General features: G+C 59.9%; 19 protein-coding genes. 10 read left to right on the top strand and 9 right to left on the bottom strand.

Annotated features, from left to right (window positions below; translation table 11 throughout):
* Positions 1–230: 230 nt before the first annotated feature.
* From dusB to coq7, 5 genes are all read left to right on the top strand, one after another.
* Positions 231–1,169, top strand: a complete 939-nt coding sequence (dusB, locus tag A3224_RS02135; RefSeq protein WP_067157309.1) for a tRNA dihydrouridine synthase DusB — start codon at positions 231–233, stop codon at positions 1,167–1,169.
* Entirely contained in the window at positions 1,166–1,474 is a 309-nt protein-coding gene (gene fis / locus A3224_RS02130) for a DNA-binding transcriptional regulator Fis (protein WP_067150868.1), read from the top strand. Before dusB ends, fis begins: the two co-directional genes overlap by 4 nt.
* A gap of 210 nt (positions 1,475–1,684) precedes the next feature.
* Positions 1,685–3,256 (top strand): bifunctional phosphoribosylaminoimidazolecarboxamide formyltransferase/IMP cyclohydrolase, encoded by a 1,572-nt coding sequence (purH, locus tag A3224_RS02125; protein WP_067150865.1) that lies wholly within the window; start codon positions 1,685–1,687, stop codon positions 3,254–3,256.
* Positions 3,257–3,386: 130 nt separating this feature from the next.
* Positions 3,387–4,679, top strand: coding sequence for a phosphoribosylamine--glycine ligase (gene purD / locus A3224_RS02120; protein WP_067150862.1), 1,293 nt, complete (start codon positions 3,387–3,389; stop codon positions 4,677–4,679).
* 62 nt (positions 4,680–4,741) lie between these two features.
* Positions 4,742–5,386 (top strand): 2-polyprenyl-3-methyl-6-methoxy-1,4-benzoquinone monooxygenase, encoded by a 645-nt coding sequence (coq7, locus tag A3224_RS02115; RefSeq protein WP_231902434.1) that lies wholly within the window; start codon positions 4,742–4,744, stop codon positions 5,384–5,386.
* Positions 5,387–5,487: 101 nt separating this feature from the next.
* Here coq7 and A3224_RS02110 read toward each other — a convergent pair whose 3' ends face one another.
* Positions 5,488–5,895, bottom strand: coding sequence for an OsmC family protein (locus A3224_RS02110; protein WP_067150856.1), 408 nt, complete (start codon positions 5,893–5,895; stop codon positions 5,488–5,490).
* Between the two features lie 350 nt (positions 5,896–6,245).
* On the opposite strand from A3224_RS02110, the gene crp reads away from it, so the two are divergent.
* A complete protein-coding gene (gene crp / locus A3224_RS02105) occupies positions 6,246–6,857 on the top strand; it encodes a cAMP-activated global transcriptional regulator CRP (RefSeq protein ID WP_067150853.1) in 612 nt (203 codons plus the stop codon).
* Positions 6,858–6,943: 86 nt separating this feature from the next.
* On the opposite strand, the gene trpC is transcribed toward crp, so the two are convergent.
* The 8 genes from trpC to A3224_RS02065 all read right to left on the bottom strand — a co-directional run bounded on the left by trpC (position 6,944) and on the right by A3224_RS02065 (position 14,643).
* The gene (trpC, locus tag A3224_RS02100) at positions 6,944–7,759 is read right to left on the bottom strand and encodes an indole-3-glycerol phosphate synthase TrpC (RefSeq protein ID WP_231902433.1); all 816 of its coding nucleotides are present in this window, start codon (positions 7,757–7,759) and stop codon (positions 6,944–6,946) included.
* Positions 7,760–7,821: 62 nt separating this feature from the next.
* On the bottom strand, positions 7,822–8,856 hold the full coding sequence (trpD, locus tag A3224_RS02095; RefSeq protein WP_067150847.1) for an anthranilate phosphoribosyltransferase: 1,035 nt from the start codon (positions 8,854–8,856) through the stop codon (positions 7,822–7,824).
* Between the two features lie 60 nt (positions 8,857–8,916).
* Positions 8,917–9,495 carry an anthranilate synthase component II gene (locus A3224_RS02090; RefSeq protein WP_067150844.1) on the bottom strand — a complete coding sequence of 193 codons (579 nt, stop codon included), beginning with the start codon at positions 9,493–9,495 and terminating at the stop codon, positions 8,917–8,919.
* Complete coding sequence (locus A3224_RS02085; RefSeq protein WP_067150841.1) at positions 9,492–10,340, bottom strand: ion transporter; 849 nt, start codon at positions 10,338–10,340, stop codon at positions 9,492–9,494. Before A3224_RS02085 ends, A3224_RS02090 begins: the two co-directional genes overlap by 4 nt.
* 18 nt (positions 10,341–10,358) lie before the next feature.
* Positions 10,359–11,834: an anthranilate synthase component I gene (gene trpE / locus A3224_RS02080; RefSeq protein ID WP_067150837.1), complete on the bottom strand. Its 1,476-nt coding sequence runs from the start codon at positions 11,832–11,834 to the stop codon at positions 10,359–10,361.
* 279 nt (positions 11,835–12,113) lie between these two features.
* On the bottom strand, positions 12,114–12,779 hold the full coding sequence (rpe, locus tag A3224_RS02075) for a ribulose-phosphate 3-epimerase (RefSeq protein ID WP_067150834.1): 666 nt from the start codon (positions 12,777–12,779) through the stop codon (positions 12,114–12,116).
* 16 nt (positions 12,780–12,795) lie between these two features.
* On the bottom strand, positions 12,796–13,506 hold the full coding sequence (murU, locus tag A3224_RS02070) for an N-acetylmuramate alpha-1-phosphate uridylyltransferase MurU (RefSeq protein ID WP_231902432.1): 711 nt from the start codon (positions 13,504–13,506) through the stop codon (positions 12,796–12,798).
* Between the two features lie 63 nt (positions 13,507–13,569).
* A complete protein-coding gene (locus A3224_RS02065) occupies positions 13,570–14,643 on the bottom strand; it encodes an aminoglycoside phosphotransferase family protein (protein WP_067150831.1) in 1,074 nt (357 codons plus the stop codon).
* 213 nt (positions 14,644–14,856) lie between these two features.
* Between A3224_RS02065 and A3224_RS02060 the strand changes: the two genes are divergently transcribed.
* The 4 genes from A3224_RS02060 (at position 14,857) to rsmA (ending at position 20,676) form a co-directional block, all read left to right on the top strand.
* Positions 14,857–17,445: an LPS-assembly protein LptD gene (locus A3224_RS02060; RefSeq protein ID WP_067150829.1), complete on the top strand. Its 2,589-nt coding sequence runs from the start codon at positions 14,857–14,859 to the stop codon at positions 17,443–17,445.
* A complete protein-coding gene (locus tag A3224_RS02055; protein WP_067150827.1) occupies positions 17,445–18,776 on the top strand; it encodes a peptidylprolyl isomerase in 1,332 nt (443 codons plus the stop codon). The genes A3224_RS02060 and A3224_RS02055 overlap by 1 nt, the downstream gene beginning before the upstream one ends.
* A gap of 63 nt (positions 18,777–18,839) precedes the next feature.
* Positions 18,840–19,826: a 4-hydroxythreonine-4-phosphate dehydrogenase PdxA gene (gene pdxA / locus A3224_RS02050; protein ID WP_067150824.1), complete on the top strand. Its 987-nt coding sequence runs from the start codon at positions 18,840–18,842 to the stop codon at positions 19,824–19,826.
* Between the two features lie 49 nt (positions 19,827–19,875).
* Positions 19,876–20,676 carry a 16S rRNA (adenine(1518)-N(6)/adenine(1519)-N(6))-dimethyltransferase RsmA gene (rsmA, locus tag A3224_RS02045; protein WP_067150820.1) on the top strand — a complete coding sequence of 267 codons (801 nt, stop codon included), beginning with the start codon at positions 19,876–19,878 and terminating at the stop codon, positions 20,674–20,676.
* Positions 20,677–20,693: the final 17 nt, after the last annotated feature.

Raw genomic sequence — 20,693 nt, 5'->3', positions numbered from 1 at the left:
GAACCCGCAAAAATTGACCAAACCGCAGGCTAAACGAGCACAACACAATCAATTTGCGCGTTTTTTCGCTTTGCCAACGCCAGGGCAGCGGCTATCATAGGCCGCTGTTTTTACCCGGCCGGGAGCGATTTGGTCCCGATTTTGTGAAAGCCCCCTGACGCCCGAGCGGAGCAACAGTGTCCATCGCCATAGGTCCTTACATTATCGACAACCCGGTAATTTTGGCTCCTATGGCTGGGGTTACCGACCGCCCTTTCCGCCAGCTGTGCCGAAAACTTGGTGCGGGCTTGGTGGTGTCGGAGATGGTGACAGCGGATACCCGCCTGTGGAACAGCCGCAAGTCGCGGTTCCGCCTGGAGCACACCGGCGAGGTGGCGCCAATATCGGTGCAGATCGCCGGTGGCGACCCACATATGATGGCTGAAGCGGCACGGGAAAACGTCAGGCGCGGCGCTCAGATCATCGATATCAACATGGGCTGCCCGGCGAAGAAGGTTTGCAAAAAGGCGGCGGGCTCCGCCCTACTGCGGGACGAGAAACTGGTCGCGGACATACTGCAAGCTGTAGTGCAGTCTGTCTCTGTCCCCGTAACCCTAAAGATCCGCACGGGCTGGTGTCCTGCATCTCGCAACGGGGTCCGGGTGGCTAAAATGGCCGAAGACATCGGCGTCTCCGCACTGGCGGTACACGGTCGCACCCGCGCCTGTGGCTACCACGGCCAAGCCGAATTCGATACCATTGCCGAGATTGTATCCACGGTGAAAATTCCAGTTTTCGCCAATGGTGACATCGCCAGTGCGGAACGGGCCCGGGATGTGCTCGACTACACCGGCGCAGCTGCAGTGATGATTGGCCGTGCAGCACAGGGACGGCCTTGGATTTTCCGCGAGATAAACCACTATCTCGCCACCGGTGAGCGGCTGCCCGAACCCTCACTGGCAGAAATCAGGGACATTTTGCTCGCCCATTTGGGCGAATTGCACCGTTTCTACGGTGAAGAAATGGGGGTCCGTATCGCCCGCAAGCACGTGGGTTGGTACCTGAAGACACTCGCGGGGAGCGAGTCCTTTCGCAAGACCTTTTTCAAATTAGATAGCGCAGAAGCACAACATGCCAGCGTTCAGCAGTGGTTTGAACGCCGAATAACGAGAGGGGCACAAGCGGCATGAATAACGAAGCACTAATTCCGGATGCTAGCAACGAAGAGGTATCCGTCGGGGGACAGACTCAACTGGCGCAGCCGCAGCAGCAATCCCTGCGCGACGCCGTCGAGCAGGCGATGGAAAACTATTTCCGCCACCTGGATGGGCAAATGGTCACCGACGTTTACGATATGGTGCTGTCCGAAATAGAAGCGCCTATGCTGGAAGTGGTTATGAAACACACGCGCCACAACCAGACCCGGGCCGCGCAGCTGCTGGGCCTGAACCGCGGCACCCTGCGCAAAAAGCTGAAACGCTACGGGCTGCTGTAAGCTAGTCGCGGCACTGTAGCCGAACAACGCGAGGGGGGATGAGGTCACTCATCCCCCCTCGCCGTTTGCTGACGCGGGATTTCCCCTAGACCGCAACCGCCGGATGTCTTCATCGATGCGCAGGCACCGAAGTTGCGGACGCCAGCAGCAGAATTTCCCCGCCCCACTGGGGGTAGAACCCTTTTCTGTAACCTGGATGGATTAACTGCTATGACTGACAAGGTTGCGATTCGCCGCGCGCTGATCAGCGTATCGGACAAAAGCGGAATCGTGGACTTCGCCCGGCAACTCAGTGAAATGGGCGTTGAAATACTCTCCACTGGCGGCACGCACCGCCAGCTGAAGGAGGCCGGTATCCCGGTAGTGGAAGTCTCCGATTACACCGGTTTTCCCGAGATGATGGACGGGCGGGTAAAGACCCTGCACCCGAAGGTGCACGGCGGCATCCTCGGTCGCCGCGGCACCGACGACGACGTGATGGCTAAACAGGGTATCAGCCCAATCGATATGGTTGTGGTCAACCTCTACCCCTTCGCCCAGACAGTCGCCAAGCCGGACTGCACACTGGCGGACGCCATCGAAAATATCGATATCGGGGGCCCGACCATGGTCCGCGCGGCGGCCAAGAACCACAAGGATGTCGCCATCGTCGTCAATGCCGGGGATTACGACACCATCATTGCGGAAATGAAAGCCAACAGCGGCGCCCTGAGCCAGGCCACCCGCTTTGATCTGGCGGTCAAAGCCTTCGAACACACGGCCAGCTACGACGGCGCCATCGCCAACTATCTGGGCGCCCTCAAAGACGGCCAGCAGCAACCCTTCCCGCGCACCTTCAACAGCCAGTTCATCAAAAAGCTGGATCTTCGCTACGGTGAAAACCCCCATCAGAAAAGCGCTTTCTATGTGGAAGCTGCGCCGGCGGAAGCCGGTATCGCCACCGCGGTTCAATTGCAGGGCAAAGCGCTTTCCTATAACAATATCGCCGACACCGATGCGGCCCTGGAGTGTGTCAAATCCTTCAGCGAACCGGCCTGCGTGATCGTCAAGCACGCCAACCCCTGCGGTGTGGCCATCGCCGACAGCATCGGCGCGGCCTACAACCTGGCCTTTGAAACCGACAGCGAATCCGCCTTCGGCGGTATCATCGCCTTCAACCGGGAACTGGATGGCGCCACTGCAAAAGCCATAGTCGAACGTCAGTTTGTTGAAGTGATTATCGCCCCGTCCATTTCCGAAGAAGCCAAAGCCGCTGTGGCTGAGAAAAAGAACGTACGCCTGCTTGCCTGTGGCCAGTGGAGTGAAACCCGCCAGCCGGCGCTGGACTACAAGCGCGTCAACGGTGGTTTGCTGATTCAAGACCGCGACGACGGCGCAGTCACTGAAGCAGATCTCAAAGTGGTCACTAAGCGCCAGCCCACAGAGGAAGAAATCCGCGACTTGTTGTTTACCTGGAAGGTCGCCAAGTTCGTGAAGTCCAACGCAATTGTCTACGGTCGCGACGGCCGCACCATTGGTGTCGGCGCGGGCCAGATGAGCCGCGTTAACTCCGCCCGCATCGCGGCGATCAAAGCGGACCACGCGGGACTTGAGGTGGCGGGCTCCGTTATGGCCTCCGACGCCTTCTTCCCCTTCCGCGACGGCATCGACAACGCCGCTGCCGCCGGTATCCGCGCAGTCATTCAACCGGGCGGCTCGGTGCGTGACGAAGAGGTTATCGCCGCCGCGGACGAGCACGATATGGCCATGGTCTTTACCGGCATGCGCCATTTCCGCCATTGACAACCGGTTGCGACTGCAAACCGGTCATTAAAGCCGGCACAAAATGGGCCGGCTTTTTCTTGCCCACCCTATTCCGGGCTAAAATAGCGCACTTATTGGATTACACCGGCCGACTGAGGGGGATTTGAAAATGAACATATTGGTGATTGGCGCCGGCGGCCGCGAGCACGCCCTGGCATGGAAGGCGGCGCAGAATCCCGCCGTCGACACTGTTTTCGTCGCCCCGGGCAACGCGGGCACCGACCGCGAACCCAAACTGCAAAACGTGGCCATCGGTGTGGACAACTTTTCCGCCCTGGCGGATTTCGCCGAGGAAAACGACGTAGAGCTGACCATCGTAGGCCCCGAGGCGCCGCTGGTAGACGGTATCGTCGATTTCTTCAACGGGCGCGGCCTGTCCATCTTTGGCCCCAGCAAGGCTGCGGCACAACTGGAGGGCTCAAAAGCCTTCACCAAGGACTTTCTCGAGCGTCACAATATTCCCACCGCCGCCTACCGCAACTTTACTGAGATTGAGCCCGCGATCGAATACATCCGCGAACGCGGTGCACCTATTGTGGTGAAGGCGGACGGCCTGGCTGCGGGCAAGGGCGTCATCGTCGCCGAATCGGTGGAGCAAGCGGAGCTGGCCGTGCGCGACATGCTGTCCGGCAACGCCTTCGGCGAAGCCGGCTGCCGCGTGGTGATCGAAGAGTTCCTGCAAGGCGAAGAGGCCAGCTTCATCGTCATGGTGGACGGCGAACATATACTGCCGATGGCCACCAGCCAGGACCACAAGCGCGTCGGCGACGGCGACACAGGCCCCAACACCGGCGGTATGGGCGCCTATTCTCCCGCGCCCGTCGTTACCGACAGTGTCTATCAACGTATCATGCGCGAAGTGATAGAGCCCACCGTTAAAGGGCTCGCCGCCGAGGGCATGCCCTACACCGGTTTCCTCTATGCCGGTCTGATGATAGACCCGGAGGGCGCACCCAAGGTGATCGAATACAACTGCCGCTTCGGCGATCCGGAAACCCAGCCGATCATGATCCGCCTCAAGTCCGACCTGGTGGAATTGTGTCAAGCTGCCCTGGACAAGCGTCTGGATCAAGTAGAGGCCGAGTGGGATCCGCGCCCGGCACTGGGAGTGGTGCTCGCGGCACACGGCTACCCTGGCAGCTACCGCAAAGGCGACGCTATCAGTGGTCTGGATCGCGCGGACGACGACTGTGACACCAAGGTGTTCCACGCCGGTACGGCGCTGGATGGCGAACGGGTAGTCACCAATGGCGGCCGCGTACTCTGTGCCACCGCCCTGGGAGATACCGTCGCCGCCGCGCAGGCCAACGCCTACGCCTGCGCGCGTAATATTTACTGGGACGGCGCCTTCTACCGCAAGGATATCGGCTTCCGCGCGGTGGAGCGGGAGGAAAACCAGTAATCACTGTCCAGGCGCGGCCACTGACCGCTATCCCTCTAAGTACAGATACGGAGCTGCAAATTATGAGTGAGCGCAAACTGACCGCCCTGGATCATCTACTGCTACAAGCGGACCGCGCCCTGCGGACCTTGAGTCCCGGCGCGCCCATTTGCGGGCGGCAAACTCCGGCCGCGGCCGAGGAAGAGACGGAAATGTCCGAGGCGGAACGCAAGCACGCGGCCGGGTTGATGCGGGTTAACCACAGTGGCGAAGTGTGTGCTCAGGCCCTCTACCAGGGCCAGGCGCTGACCGCCAAACTGCCGGAAGTGCGATCTGAAATGGAACGCGCTGCCGACGAGGAAATAGACCACCTGGCCTGGTGCGAGCAGCGCCTGCGCGAGCTGGACAGCCGCCCCAGCCTGCTCAACCCTCTCTGGTACGGGCTCTCCTTTGCCCTGGGCGCCACCGCCGGCAAGGTCAGTGATCGCATCAGTCTCGGTTTCGTAGCTGCCACCGAGGAGCAGGTTTGCAAGCACCTGCAGAGCCACCTCGAGCGGCTGCCGGCCCAGGACAAGAAAAGTCGTGCTGTGGTCGAGCAAATGCTGATAGACGAGGAAAAACACGGTCACTCCGCGCTGGAGGCCGGCGGCGCCCGTTTCCCGGCACCGGTGAAAAAGCTGATGACCCTTGTCTCCAAGGCGATGACATCAACCAGCTACCGAATCTAAACGAAACCGCCGCAGCCACCTTCCGGGATGACTGCGGCGGTTGTTGCCACAGCTGGCGGGGCGGCGCGCCACCGCCCCAGCTGTGGGAGGTCACGCGGATGTCAGACTTCCTCCACCCGGTAACTGTGCACAATTTCCACTCCGGCGTTGCGGAGCATAATGGACGCTGAGCAATACTTGTCCGCCGACAGCTCCACTGCCCGCGCCACCTGCGTTTCTTTTAAGCCGCTACCGCGCACGACAAACTCCATCTCGATACGGGTAAATGGCGCCGGTGTCGTATCCGGTCGTTCACCGTTGAGTTCACAATGGCAGGAAACAACTTTTTGCCGTGCTTTCTGCAAAATTGTGACCACATCATAGGAAGCACAACCGCCCACACCCAGCAGGATCATCTCCATAGGGCGGATGCCGTTGTTCTTGCGCCCACCTTCCATTACCACAGAATTGCCACTGCCGGCCTCGCCAACAAAGGTCAATTCGTCTACCCAGGTCACAGTCCCCCGCATCACCTGACTCCTTTTATTCCATCACGATAAAGCCGCGAAGCTTATCACATCCGCGTTCCACCCCTGGCTCCCCCCAGGTTTTTCCCCTAGTGACTACAGCGGACCCGCGTCACAGAAAGCAAAACAGTGTTAGACGCCGGTTGCCTCTGAGCGCCGCAGCCGCTATAAGTTTCATTCCCGGCACCACAAAGGTGTCGCAGGTCACACTGCGAGAGTTTCCCGGACCCGGCTACTGTTGGGGGCAGAGTTTTAGCGCCATAATTCGCCATGTTGCTGCGCTTTCCGGTTGGGATCCGGCACCACATTAATAAATAAGGAGTAGATCCGTGACGGTTGCTACCGAAGACCCTATGACTATCGGCAATATTGAAGACTTCCTCGCTCACTGCCACCGGCGACGCTATCCAGCCAAGAGCACTATCATCTACGCTGGCGACCGCTGCGAATCCCTTTACTTCATAATGCGCGGTTCAGTGACCGTACTGATCGAAGACGACGAGGGCCGCGAAATGATCGTGGCCTACCTGAATGACGGCGACTTTTTCGGCGAAATGGGCCTGTTCGATCAGGACACCCGCAGTGCCTGGGTACGCACAAAAACCGAGTGTGAGGTGGCCGAGATCTCCTACAACAAATTCCAGGAATTGACCCGTCAGCACCCGGAATTCCTGTTCGCCTTAGCGACCCAGATGGCCGGTCGCCTGCGCAACACCACGCGCAAGGTGGGAGACCTGGCCTTCCTCGACGTCACCGGTCGAGTGGCGCGCACGCTCCTGGACCTGTGCAACGAGCCGGATGCCATGACGCATCCCGAAGGCATGCAGATTAAAATCACCCGCCAGGAAATAGGCCGTATCGTCGGCTGCTCTCGGGAGATGGTCGGCCGGGTGCTCAAAACACTGGAAGAGCAAGGGCTGGTGTCGGTGAAAGGCAAAACGATGGTGGTCTACGGAACCCGCTAAAGGTTACCGCCACCACAGCAAGGGCGATCCCTGCGATCGCCCTATAGAGCCCGGCAGCCTGAGGGCTAAGTTGTTATCCTTGCGCCCTAGTTAAACATCTCCATCAGCTTGCGCCCCGGTTCCGCCTCCCGCATAAACGCTTCACCAACCAAAAATGAATTCACATTGTGACCGCGCATAGCCGCCACATCGTCGGTGGTGTGAATGCCACTTTCGGTGACCACGATGCGGTCTTCAGGGATCAAATCCAGCAGCTTGAAAGTGGTCTCCAGTTGTACATCAAATGTGTGCAGGTTGCGGTTGTTGATACCGATCAGGCGATTCGGCAGTGCCAGGGCGCGCTCCAGCTCAGTGCGATTGTGCACCTCCACCAGTACATCGAGCCCCAGCTCCCGCGCCAAGTCATTCAATTCCCGCATCTGCGCATCCTCGAGACAGGCGGCAATCAGCAGTATGCAGTCTGCACCAATGGCCCTGGCCTCGAGCACTTGATAGGGGTCCACCGTGAAGTCCTTGCGCAACACCGGCAGGCGTACCGCGCTCCTGGCTTGCTGTAGATACACATCGCTGCCCCGGAAAAAATCCACATCTGTCAGCACCGACAGGCAGGCGGCGCCACCCTTTTCGTAGCTTGTGGCTATTTCCGCGGGAATAAAGTCCGGCCGTATCACCCCTTTGCTGGGCGAGGCTTTTTTAATCTCCGCAATGACCGCCGCCTCACCGGAGGCCAACTTATTTTCTATGGCGCTGACAAATCCTCGTGCCGGCGGCTGGTCTTCCGCCCGCGCGCGCATTTCCTGCAGGGAACAACGCGCTTTGCGCTCCGCCACTTCCTGCCACTTGCGTTCGACAATCGTCTTTAGGATGGTCGGTGTGTTTACGGCTGTATTGTCTGCGCTCACGGCTGTCTCCTGTGCGCTCATGGTCGTTCCCCCTGGCTTATGGCTGTTGTCCCTCAACGCGATTAAGAGCGGAAGGCGCTGGTGAAAGCGGCCAGGTCTTTGATTTTCTCACCGGCGATACCGCTGGCAATGGCATCCTGGGCCATGTCGACACCCTGCCCCGCGGAGTCAGCGACGCCACTGACGTAAACGGCTAAACCGGCGTTCAGGGCGATAATGTCGGCGGCTTTGCCCCCGGCTTCAGTGGCGCGCTTGCCCAGCGCATCGCCAATCAGAGCCAGAGATTCGGCGGCTCCGGATACACTGAGACCATCGAGACTCTGCCGTTTGATACCGAAGTCCTCCGGACGGAGCGTCCACTCGTACAGCTCGCCACCCTTCAGTTCCACCACAAGGGTGTCCGCGGCGAGGCTGGCCTCGTCCAGGCCATCGTCGCTGTGCAATACCAGCACGTGCTCGGAACCCAGGCGCTGCAAGACTTCCGCGATCGGGCGGCAATAGCGCTTGTCGTAGACACCGATTACCTGGCGCTTGATACCGGCGGGGTTGGTCAAGGGGCCCAGCAGGTTGAAAATGGTACGCATGCCCAGCGCCTTGCGGGCCGGCCCCACATGGCGCACAGCACTGTGATAACTGGGCGCAAACATAAAGCCGACACCGATGGCATCCACGCAACGGGCTACCTGCTCCGGTGTCAGCTCCAGATAAATACCCGCTTGCTCGAGCAGATCGGCAGCACCGCTGGAAGATGACACAGAGCGGTTGCCGTGCTTGGCCACCCGGGCACCCGCGGCGGCGGCGGCGAAACTGGCGGCGCTGGAGATATTGAACAGATTGGCACCGTCACCACCGGTACCGACGATATCCACCGCATTGGTCAGATCCAGTGCCACCGGCTTCGCCAGTTCGCGCATAACTTCAACCGCACCGGCGATTTCATCGACTGTCTCACCGCGAATGCGCAAGGCAACCAACAGGCCACCAATTTGCGCTTCTGCGGCCTCGCCGCGCATAATCTGGCCCACGATTTCGCGCATCTCCGCACGGCTCAAGTGTTCGCCGCCAACCAGCTTGGCGATGGCCTCTTGGATATTCATTCTTTCTTCCCCCCAAGGCTCAAAAAGAGTGCGGGTACGAGGTGCCTCGCGGCGCCCCCCCTAGGATTGCAAAAAGTTTCTCAGCATATCGTGGCCGTGCTGAGTCAAAATGGATTCGGGGTGAAACTGCACCCCCTCAATCGCCAGTTCGCGGTGGCGCAACCCCATGATTTCGTCTATTTCGCCGTTTTCCGTTTCTGTCCAAGCAGTAATCTCCAGGCTCTCCGGCAGGCTGTCTTTGTCCACAACCAGCGAATGGTAGCGGGTGGCCTCAAAGGGATTGGACAGGCCGTGGAACACCCCCAGATTGTTGTGCACTATCGGAGAAATTTTGCCGTGCATTACCTGGCGCGCCCGAACAACCTTACCGCCAAACACCTGGCCGATACTCTGATGGCCGAGACAAATTCCGAGTATCGGAATCCGCCCTGCATAACGGCGGATAGCGTCCATAGAAATACCGGCTTCATTGGGCGTGCAGGGGCCGGGAGAAATCATAATCTTTTCCGGGGCCAGCGCGTCGATATCCTCGACCGCAATTTCATCGTTGCGCACCACCTTCACATGCGCACCCAATTCCTGCAGGTACTGCACCAGATTCCAGGTGAAGGAATCGTAGTTATCGATCATCAATATCATTGCTCGGCCCCTTCTCCGGATTGCTCTATACGGCGTTGCAGGCGTGCAAGCGCGTCCTGGGTGGCGCGCAGCTCGCGCAGTATTTCGGTATGGCTTGGCGGCAACCGCAGCTCGTCCAGGCGACGCAGCTTGGCTTCCTCCAGATTATTCAACACTACGCCAATAAACAGGTTGATCATTACGAATGCGCCCATGACCACAAAGCTGACGAAATAGAGCCAGGCCCACGGCAGGGACTCCATAGCTGTGTACATAACGTCAGTCCAGTCCTCAAGCGTGACGATGCGGAACAAAGTCAGCAGCGCGATTGGCAGGCTGCGCCAGTGGAGCGGATCCACGTCGTGGAAAAGGAAATAACCCGCCACGCCATAGATGTAGAAAATAATCGTCATCAACAGCGCTATGTGGAACATGCCCGGCAGGCTGTGCAACAGGGTGTCCACCAGCAGGCGCAATTCGGGAAAAGCCGAGACCAGGCGCAGTACCCGCAGCACCCGCACCAGGCGCGCCAGGGTCGCCAGAGGGCCGGCGGCCGGTATCAGACTCAGCGCGATAATTGCGAAGTCGAAGCAGTTCCAGCCATTGGCAAAGTAGCGCCAGGGGCGGCTGCCATGAGCGGCCATTTTGACCGCGGCCTCGGCGACAAAGGCCATCAATATCAACTGATTGATCGCCCCCAGCAGGCCGCCGAAACGCTCGGTGACCCAGGTAGAGGTTTCCAGGCCCACGGCGACGGCGTTGAGCAGGATCAGGCCAATGATAACTCGGTGGAACAACGGTGCTTCAGCGAGGCGCTTGCACTGCTCGGCAAAGGTCGGTTTCTGCGAAATACTAACTTCGTTCATCGCTGGTGATCTTGTCGATTACACTCCGGAAAGCGCAATGGCTGCGGCACGGAAAAGCGCGCGCGCCTTGTTCATGGTTTCGTCCCACTCGGACTGGGGTTGTGAGTCAGCTACCAAGCCGGCGCCGGCCTGGATATATAACTGCCTATTCTTTATTACCGCAGTGCGTATCGCGATAGCGGTATCCATATTGCCGTTCCACGCCAAATAGCCCACGGCACCGCCGTATATACCGCGCTTCTCCGGCTCCAGCTCATCGATAATCTCCATGGCGCGGATCTTCGGGGCGCCGGACAGCGTACCCGCCGGCAGAGCCGCGCGCAGTGCATCGATGCCTCCCAACTCAGATTTCAGTTGACCGGTCACATTGGAGACGATGTGCATAACATGGGAGTAGCGCTCCACCACCATCTGCTCGGTCACCCGCACGCTGCCGGTCTGCGCCACCCGGCCCACATCGTTGCGGCCCAGGTCGATCAGCATCAGGTGCTCTGCAATCTCTTTCGGGTCCGCCAACAGCTCCTCTTCCAGAGCGCGATCCTCTTCTTCAGTGACACCGCGGCGGCGGGTACCGGCCAGGGGCCGCACGGTCATTTCCCCCGCCTCCAGGTGCACCAGGATTTCCGGGCTGGAACCCACTACCTGGTGATCGTCCAGGTCGAGGAAATACATGTACGGGGAGGGATTCAGGCTGCGCAAGGCGCGGTAGAGGTTCAGCGGCGGGGCTTCATAGGGCGCCGACAACCGCTGGGAGGGCACCACCTGCATCACGTCACCGGCGAGTATGTACTCCTTGACCCGATCGACGGCGCGCTTGAAGTTCTCCTCGCCAAAATGAGACTTGAACACCGACTCATCGATGCCGGCACCGTTGAGATCCAGCGGCACCATAGCCGGCAGCGGTTGCGCCAATTTGCCGACCAGCTGGCCCAGCCGGGATTGAGCGCGATCATAGGCGTCTTCCTGCTCCGGGTCGGCGTGCACAATAAAGATCACCGCGCCAGCCAGGTTGTCGAACACCACCAGTTCATCGCTGACCATCAGCAGTATATCCGGGTTTCCAAGGGTGTCCGGCGGCGCGCTATCTGCCAGGCGCGGCTCGATATAACGCACACAGTCGTAGCCAAAATAGCCCACCAGACCGCCGTTGAAACGCGGCAGATCCGGCAGCTCCGGCACTCGGTAACGGCGCTGAAACTCTTCAACAAACGCCAGTGGGTCGGCGGACTCACACCGTTCTATCACCTCACCGTCGCGCTCGACGGTGATCTCGTGTCCACACACCCGCAGCAGGGTGCGTGCCGGCAGGCCGATAATGGAATAGCGCCCCCATTTTTCACCGCCCTGCACCGATTCCAGCAGATAGCTGTAAGGGCCCGCGGCCAGTTTGATGTAGGTGGATAAGGGGGTTTCGACATCCGCCAGCACACGGCGCACCAGCGGTATGCGGTTGTAGCCCGCAGACACAAGTTGGGCGTATTCGCTTGGGGTCATGGCGACGACTCCAGAGTTCAAAATTGCTTTTCGGAATTCGGTTGGCGGGCGGGATTCCTAAGGTGCCCGCGGGAAAGACGGCCGACCGGTACCCGTACCGGATGACCTCAGCGGATCAGCGGCGCCATCGCCAGCTGGTGTTTTGGGGGGCCCAATGGGTGCAGGCGTTAGTGTTCACGGACATTCCCTCGTTGCAGGCGCTCAAGTGTACAAATCCCGATCGGGGTGGGCAAGGGGGTTCAGCGGGCGGAGAAACACACGCTTCTCCGCCCTCATGCGTTACTGCGCCAAATTCCTCCGCATGGCGTCAATCACTTCACCGTAGTCATCCGCATTAAAGATGGCGGAACCGGCGACAAAGGTGTCGGCACCGGCGGCGGCGATCTCGGCGATATTGTCCCGGGTGACACCGCCGTCGATTTCCAGGCGGATATCCAGGCCGGAAGCGTCGATCAATGCGCGCGCTTCACGCAACTTATCCAAGGCCGAGGGAATAAATTTCTGGCCACCAAAGCCCGGATTGACCGACATCAGCAGGATCATATCCAGTTTGTCCATTACGTATTTGGCCGCGTCCAGACCCATGGCCGGATTGAACACCAGCCCCGCTTTGCAGCCGAGGCTGCGTATCAGCTGCAACGAGCGATCCACATGCCGCGAAGCCTCCGGGTGGAACGTGATATAGGTGGCGCCGGCATCGGCAAACATACGGATCATATCGTCCACCGGCTCCACCATCAGATGCACATCGATGGGCGCTTCCACCCCGTGCTTGCGCAGGGCTTGGCACACCATGGGGCCGATAGTGAGGTTGGGCACGTAGTGATTGTCCATCACATCAAAATGCACCCAGTCGGCACCGGCGGCCAGCACTGCATCCACTTCTTCACCGAGGCGGGCGAAATCGGCGGAGAGAATGGAGGGGGCAATCTTGTAATCCGACATAGCAATATCCTTCAGTTTATAGGTTGCCTTTGAGGCGCTGATCCAAACGCTCGAGGCGCTCCGGAGTGCCCACGTCACACCAGTCGCCCTCGTAAACCTCCGCCTGCAGGCGTTCTTCGTTGTAAGTAAGTACTTCCCCCAGTCCAAAACACTCGCGTGCACGGGGGTATTCCGTCAGCACCTGCGGACGCAACCAGCTGATACCAGAAAAGGTGTAGCGGGGCTTGGCGGTGCCGGACAGCAAGCCGTTTTCGATACCGAAATCCCCTTCTGGGTTATGGGGCGGATTGGGAACCATCAGCAGGCGGCCGGGACAACCGGCAGGCAGGGGCCTCGCCAACCAGTGCGACAGGTCAAAGTCACACCAGACGTCGCCGTTGACGACGAAAAAGGGACCATCGCCCAACAGGGGCAGCGCCTTGATTATTCCGCCCGCGGTCTCCAGCGGCTCCTCTTCCCGCTCCACCGAGTAGCAAATCCGCACCCCCCAGCGGCAGCCGTCCCCCAGGTGCTCGCGAATCCGATGGCCCAGATATCCGAGGTTGATCACCACCTGCTTCACCCCCACCGCGGCCAGCCGCTCCAGCGCATATTCAATCAACGGTTTGCCGTTTACCGGCAGCAGCGGCTTGGGCGTACGGTCAGTCAGGGGACGCATGCGTTTGCCGAATCCGGCGGCCAGCACCATGGCAGTGGGCGCCGGATCAGGTGAAAGGGAATCGATCATGTATGTGTAAAATCTGTACAGTTACTCTTTCCTGCCGCGGATACTCTTTCCTGCCGCGGACGCTCAGCGGTTACCGGCACTGCGGTAATCCCGATACCACTCCTGGCGCTCAACCAGTGGCAGCAGTCGTTCGCGAAACCAATCGGCGAAGGGACGCAATTCCGGGTAGCGGTCAGACACCTCCAAGGTGTAGCGAATGACCAACGGCAGATCCGGCAGATACCCCGGTTTGCCATCGCGCAGATAGAGGCGCGGGAAAAGACCCAACACCTTGATATGCCGCTGCAACCCCATCCAGTCAAACCAGCGCAAAAAGGTACCGGGCTGTACCGGCTCCAGCACACCAGCCGCCTCCGCGGTGGCAGCATAGGTCAAAGCCCAGTGCTCCACCCGCTCCCGCGGCCAGCGTATATAGCAGTCCCGCAGCAGCGAGGCCAGATCATAGGTGACCGGCCCCCAGACAGCATCCTGAAAATCCAGCACGCCGGGCCGTTCGCCATCGCGGACCATCAGATTGCGGCTGTGGTAATCCCGGTGCACCAGTACCTTGGGCTGCTCGCAGGCGGAGTCCAACAACAGAGCGAAGGTTTGCTCCACCAACTGCTCCTCAGCTGTATCCAGCGAGTAACCGAGTAACCGGTTGGCCAACCACTCGGGCAGTATCCGCATCTCCATCAACAGCAGTTCACGGCTGTAGCACGGCAAGAGATTCTCGGCCGGCGGTATCTGCTGCAGGCACAGCAGCTCGCTCAGCATTTCCGCGTACAGTGTCTCCACACTGTCGTCATTCAATTGGCCGAGCAGCTGCTTGTCCCCCAGGTCCTCGAGCAACATAAACCCGCGCTCGACATCCGCTGCGACGACCATCGGCGTGTGGATACCGTAGCGGCGCAGATAGTCCGCTATCGCCACAAACCGCGCCGGATTGGTGCGCTCCGGGGGAGAATCCACTGCGACCAGTGGCGGCTCGGTTCCGGCGCGGAAATAACGGCGGAAGCCTGCGTCACCGGCCAGTTTCCACAGCCGCAACACGCTACCTGTGCGCAGCGCGCGGCCGGCCCACTGGCTCAGAGCCTCGAGCCTTTTATCTGTATTGTCTTTCGTGACAGACTCCTCGCCTGTGAAAGGCTCTCTCATGCGCCGCTACTACTCCAATTAATTTGGCCGCATTGTAACCGGGCCGCGAGTTGCGTCCAGCGACAGCGGCGAATTCCCGCAGATTTACACTGTGCTGCCACCAGTTGGTGTCAACACGGCGCACATTCAAGTAGAATCGTCCGCTGTTTTCACGCGCCCCGGCGCACGCCCCTCTTCAAAAAAACACTAGAGATAGCCGGAACATATCACCTGATGCTGGAAGTTTCCCGGTGGCGCCGCCTGGCGCTGGCAATTGGACGAATTTATCGCCCGCGCTCGCTCGCTATCGGCCTGATCGCCGCGCAACCGCTGTGGGCCAACGCTACCGAAGTACAGGATGGCTCCGCGCCGACTGACGCGGAATACAATCCCTATCTCTATTTGGACTGGCTGCCCAAGTGGCAACTAACACCAGCGCAGCGCGCCACCATGCCAGCCGTCTGTTCCGGCGCCTTTGTGGAACCGCAGCGAAACTACCCCGACGCGCACCTGACCCCCGACGAGGCACCGCTGCGCGCCACCGCCGACGAATCCATCTGGCTGGAAGACGGCACCGCCCAACTGCGCGGCAATGTGCACGTCACCCAGGGGTACCGGCAATTATTCGCCGATCAGGTGGACGTTAACCGCAGTGAAAACACCGCCCAATTACGCGGCAGCATCGAAATGCGCGAACCCAACCTGCTGGTGCGAGGCAGCGCCGCGGAGGTACACACGGACAGCAAGGCTGCAGCCATTGAGGACGCGACCTATGTCGTGCACGATGCCTTTGTGCACGGACACGCGAACCAAGCCGCGCGAGAGGCCAGTGGAGAACTGACCCTCACTCAGGGCAACTATACCCGCTGTGAGCCGGGCAAGGAGATCTGGCGCGTCAGCGGCGGTGAGATCACGATCGACAGCGTCGAGCGCCAGGGGGTAGCCCGCGACGTCCGCCTGGAAATCGCCGATGTACCGATTTTCTACTTTCCCTACCTCCGTTTTCCGGTGGGGGACGCGCGCCTGTCCGGCCTGCTTTTTCCCAGCATCAGCAACAACAGCGAAAATGGCTGGGATATCGCCATTCCATACTACTGGAACATCGCTCCGCAAATGGACGCCACCATTGTGCCCCGCTATATCCAGTACCGGGGCACGGGCGCCGAGGTAGAGGTGCGCCACCTGAGTCGCATGTTCAACACGGAAATCCGCCTCGCCGGCCTGCCGGATGACAAGGGCGGCGACGATGAAGATGCCCGCGACCTGATTGATGCGGGTTTCCCTGAGGACCTGGTACTGCCAGCCAAAGGCACCGACCGCTGGCTGCTGAATATCGAGCAACAGGGGGGCGTCGGCAGCTTCTGGCGCACCGAGATCGACTACACCAAAGTCAGCGACCCGGATTACTTCCGGGATCTGGACACCGCCAACCTGAGCGTCTCCGCCGAGACCAAAGTCAACCAGACCATCCAGGCCAGCGTCAGCAACGACCACTGGCGGGCGACGCTGCGCACACAGGACTACCAGCTGCTGCAAAAGGACCAATTCGATACCTACGCCCAGCTACCGCGCCTGGATGTGGACGGTAACTACCGCTGGGGAAACTGGCAACTGTCGCTGGAGAATGAGGTCACATCCTGGGACCACGACGAAACCCAAACCATCCGCTATATCGCCGACACCGACGACCCGGACAGCGTCACCGAGAGCACGCGCGACTTCGTCACCGGCGAGCGGGTGCGACTGGACTATGAACTCTACTGGGACAAGCAGTGGTTGTGGGGCTATATCAAGCCCGGCGTTGCAGCCCGCTACCTGGGCTACAACCTGGACGACCAATTCCTGAAAACCGGGACCAGTGACACCCCCGAGGCTTCCGCAGCACAGTTCACGCTGGATACGGGACTTTTCTTCGAGCGCGACGGATACGCCTTCGGCCACGACTACGTGCAGACCCTGGAGCCGCGGCTCTTCGCCCTGGTCAGCAGCGATGCCGACCAGGACGACTTTATCGATATCAGCGAGGATGCTCTCGACGGCGGCAACGACCTGCTGTTCGACACCTCCCTGTTCACCTTCAGCTACGACCAGCTGTTCCGCGACAGCCGCTTCACCGGTAACGACCGCATCGACGACGCCGACCGCGTGGCCCTGGGCCTGACCACGCGCTTTATCGACCCGCGCAGCGGGCGCGACCTACTGTCCGCCAGTATCGGCCAGATCTATTATTCCGACGACGCGCGAATCGGTACCAGCGACTTTATCGAAGCATCACCCCGCTCGGAACTGGCCGCCCGCCTGGAGAGCCGGCCAATCCAGCCGCTGCGCATCGCCAGCGAGATCGTCTACGATGACAGCGAACACAACATCAACCGCGGCAACTTCAGCCTGCGTTATTTGGACGACAAGCTCCGCATCTTCAACCTGGGCTACGTCTACCAGCGCGATGACGACGAAATCATATTGACAAATGGCAAAGTGACAGATGAATCCATCCGCCAGGGTAACGTCTCCGCCGTCTTACCCGTGAACGCCCACACCTCTATACTGGCCGGAGCCAACTACGACTTCACCTACGACCGGGAACTGGAATACCTTGCCGGCGTCGAATATGACAGCTGCTGTTACCGCGCGCGCTTGGTGTGGCGCCGATCTCTCGACAACGATCTGGCGGACGTGGTGGATCCTGAAGATCTGGAATTCGACGAAGGCGTCTATCTGGAACTCCAATTGAAAGGGCTAGCCGGACTGGGCAGCACCGTCTCCAATATGCTGAGCCAGGGCATCGCCAATTTTGATCAAAGAGAAGTACTGAAACAGTGATGACAATAATGCAGAAATCCGCGCTTAAGAGCGGCCTGATGGCGCTGGTTGCGCTCTGTGCCCTGGTGGCGACCGCCGCTTCCGCCCAAGTACAGACGCTCGACCGCGTCGTCGCCGTGGTCGACGACGACGTGGTGATGGCCAGCGAACTGCAACAGCGTCTCAACACCATCATGAGCCAGATCCAGGCCCAGCAGGTACAGGCGCCCCCCATCGACATACTGCGCCGCCAAGTGCTGGAGCAGTTGATCATCGAGCGACTGCAGCTGCAAATGGCCGCACGCGCCGGCGTCACCATTTCCGAAGCGGAGCTCGATCAAGCCATCGCTCGGGTACAGCAAAACGCCGGTATGAGTCCGGAAGCCTTCCGTCAGCAGCTGGCTGCCGACGGCATCTCCATGAAAAACTTCCGCCACCAAATCCGCCAGGAAATGCTGATCCGCCGCGTCGAGCAGGGCAGTGTTAACCGCCGCATCCAGATTACCGATCAGGATATCGACAACTTTCTGCGCTCCAAGGAAGGCGAATTTTGGAAATCCCCCCAGTACGAACTGGGCCACATCCTGATCCCCGTCAACTCCAGTGCCCCCGCCGACGAAGTCAAAAAGGCGCGGGAAAAAGCCGAGCAACTGGCCCGGCAGGCCCGTGAAGGCGCCGACTTCCGCCGTCTGGCCATCGCCAACTCCGCCGGCCAAAACGCCCTCTCCGGCGGCGACCTGGGCTGGCGCAAGACAGTGGAACTGCCGACTCTGTTCGCCGACGCCCTGGAAGGGCTCAAGGTGGGCGATGTCACAGACCCATTCCGCAGCGATGCGGGCTTCCACCTGCTCAAGATCCACGCTCAGCGCGGTGCAACCGAGCAGGTGGTGGAACAGACTAAGGTGCGGCATATTCTGATCAAACCCTCCGCCATCCTCAGCGACGATGATGCCTACAACAAGCTTGTCGAACTTCGTGAGCAAATAGAAAAAGGCGCCGACTTCGCCAAGCTGGCACGGGAAAACTCCGAAGATATCGGCACCATGCTACAGGGCGGCGATCTGGGCTGGTCCATGCCCGGCCAGTTCGTACCCGAATTTACCCAGGCTATGAACAACACTCCGGTAGGCCAAATCAGCATGCCTTTTCGCTCTCAGTTCGGTTGGCACATTCTGAAGGTAGAAGGCCGCCGCAAACAGGACATGACAGACCAGTACATCCGCAACCAGGCCGCCAACCTGCTGCGCAACCGCCGCTACGAGGAGGAGCTGCAGAACTGGCGCCGCGAAATCCGCGACCAGGCCTATGTGGAAATCAATCTGCCGGACATGCAGGAGAAATCCCAGGACTAAGAGTTCCGACAGGCGCCGGAGGCTCCGGCGCCTTCGCATTCCATTCTGGCGGCATTGGCAAGCATGATCCCCCGAATAGCATTCACCCCCGGCGAACCCGCCGGTATAGGCCCGGAACTGGCGATAAAGCTCGCTTCCATCGGCAGCCCCGCACAAGTGATCGCGGTCTGCGATCCGCAACTGCTGGAAAAAACCGCGGCACAGCTGCGCCAGAAGCTCCGGCTTTTGCCCTTCGATCCCTCCGAGCCTCCCGCTGTCACACCCGCCGGCAGCCTCTATATCCAGCCGGTCCCCATGGCCGAGCCCGCTGTGGCAGGCCAGTTAAACAAATCCAATGCAACCTATGTCTTGGAGACTCTGAGTAGTGCTGCCCAAGGCTGCCTGTCGCGGCGCTTTGACGCCCTGGTGACCGGCCCGGTCCACAAAGGGGTCATCAACGATGCGGGAATCCCCTTTAGCGGCCACACAGAATTCTTCGCCGACCTGGCCGGCGTGGAGCGGGTGGTCATGATGCTGGCGGCTGAAGATTTACGCGTGGCCCTGGTCACCACCCACCTGCCACTCAAGGATGTGAGTGCCGCAATAACAGGCCCGCACCTGGAGCAGACAATCACCATACTGCACCGCAGCCTGCGCGATCAGTTCCGCATCGACGTACCGCGCATCGCCGTCTGCGGCCTCAACCCCCACGCTGGCGAAGGCGGGCATCTGGGGCGCGAGGAAATTGAAATCATAGGCCCAACACTGGACAAGCTCCGCGCCCTGGGGATTCAGCTTACCGGCCCGCTGCCCGCGGATACCCTATTCACTCCGCCGCAGTTGGCGCGCTGCGATGCGGTGCTGGCCATGTACCACGATCAGGGCCTGCCGGTGTTAAAATTCAAGGGCTTCGGCCACGCGGTAAACATTACCCTCGGGCTGCCGTTTATCCGCACTTCCGTGGACCACGGTACCGCCCTCAATATCGCCGGCCAGGGCATTGCCGATAGTGGCAGTCTGCAAGCGGCGCTGTCCCAGGCCATTCAATTGGTCAGGCTGCGCAATCTATAACCTCACTGATTTCCTCTGTAAATGCCTGTGCGCAGGCGAGCATGATTTGATGGACAACTTTTTCCAACACAGGGCGCGCAAGCGCTTCGGCCAGAATTTTCTCGTCGATGAAAATATCATCGAAAAAATAGTGCGCGCGGTAGCGCCCAGAGAAAGTGATCGGCTGGTCGAAATCGGCCCCGGTCAGGGTGCGATCACCCAGCTGCTACTGGCCCGCTGCCCATCGCTCACCGCGATAGAGCTGGACCGGGATTTGATACCGCCGCTGAAATTCAAATTCCGCAACTACGAACAGTTTCAAATCATCGAACAAGACGCGCTCAAATTCGATTTCGGAGAATTTGCCGGCGACAACAAGCTGCGCATCGTGGGCAACCTGCCCTACAACATTTCTACACCTCTGCTGTTCCACCTACTCGGCTTCCGCGGCGCGATACAAGATATGCACTTTATGCTGCAAAAAGAAGTGGTGGACCGTCTCGGCGCCACTCCCGGCAGCAAAGCCTATGGTCGCCTCAGCGTTATGGTGCAATACTTCTGCCGCGTGCAAGGACTCTTTCCCGTGCCGCCGCAATCCTTCCGCCCCGCCCCCAAAGTCGACTCCGCAATCGTGCGCCTGACACCCCACACCACTCAGCCCCACACCGCACGGGACGAGAAATTACTGGAACGCATCGTCAACATCGCCTTTCAACAGCGCCGGAAAACCCTCCGCAACGCCCTAAAACCCCTGTATCCTGACCTGGATGCAAATCAACTACCCATAGATGCCGGGCGCCGCCCGGAAACGCTCAGCGTGCAGGAATTTGTACAACTGGCAAACTACTGCGCAGAACTCGACAGCAAATAACAGAAAAGCATTGAGGT

Source organism: Microbulbifer thermotolerans, from assembly GCF_001617625.1.
In the GTDB taxonomy this organism is placed as follows: Bacteria; Pseudomonadota; Gammaproteobacteria; order Pseudomonadales; family Cellvibrionaceae; genus Microbulbifer; species Microbulbifer thermotolerans.
This window is presented reverse-complemented; position numbering and strand designations above follow the sequence as displayed.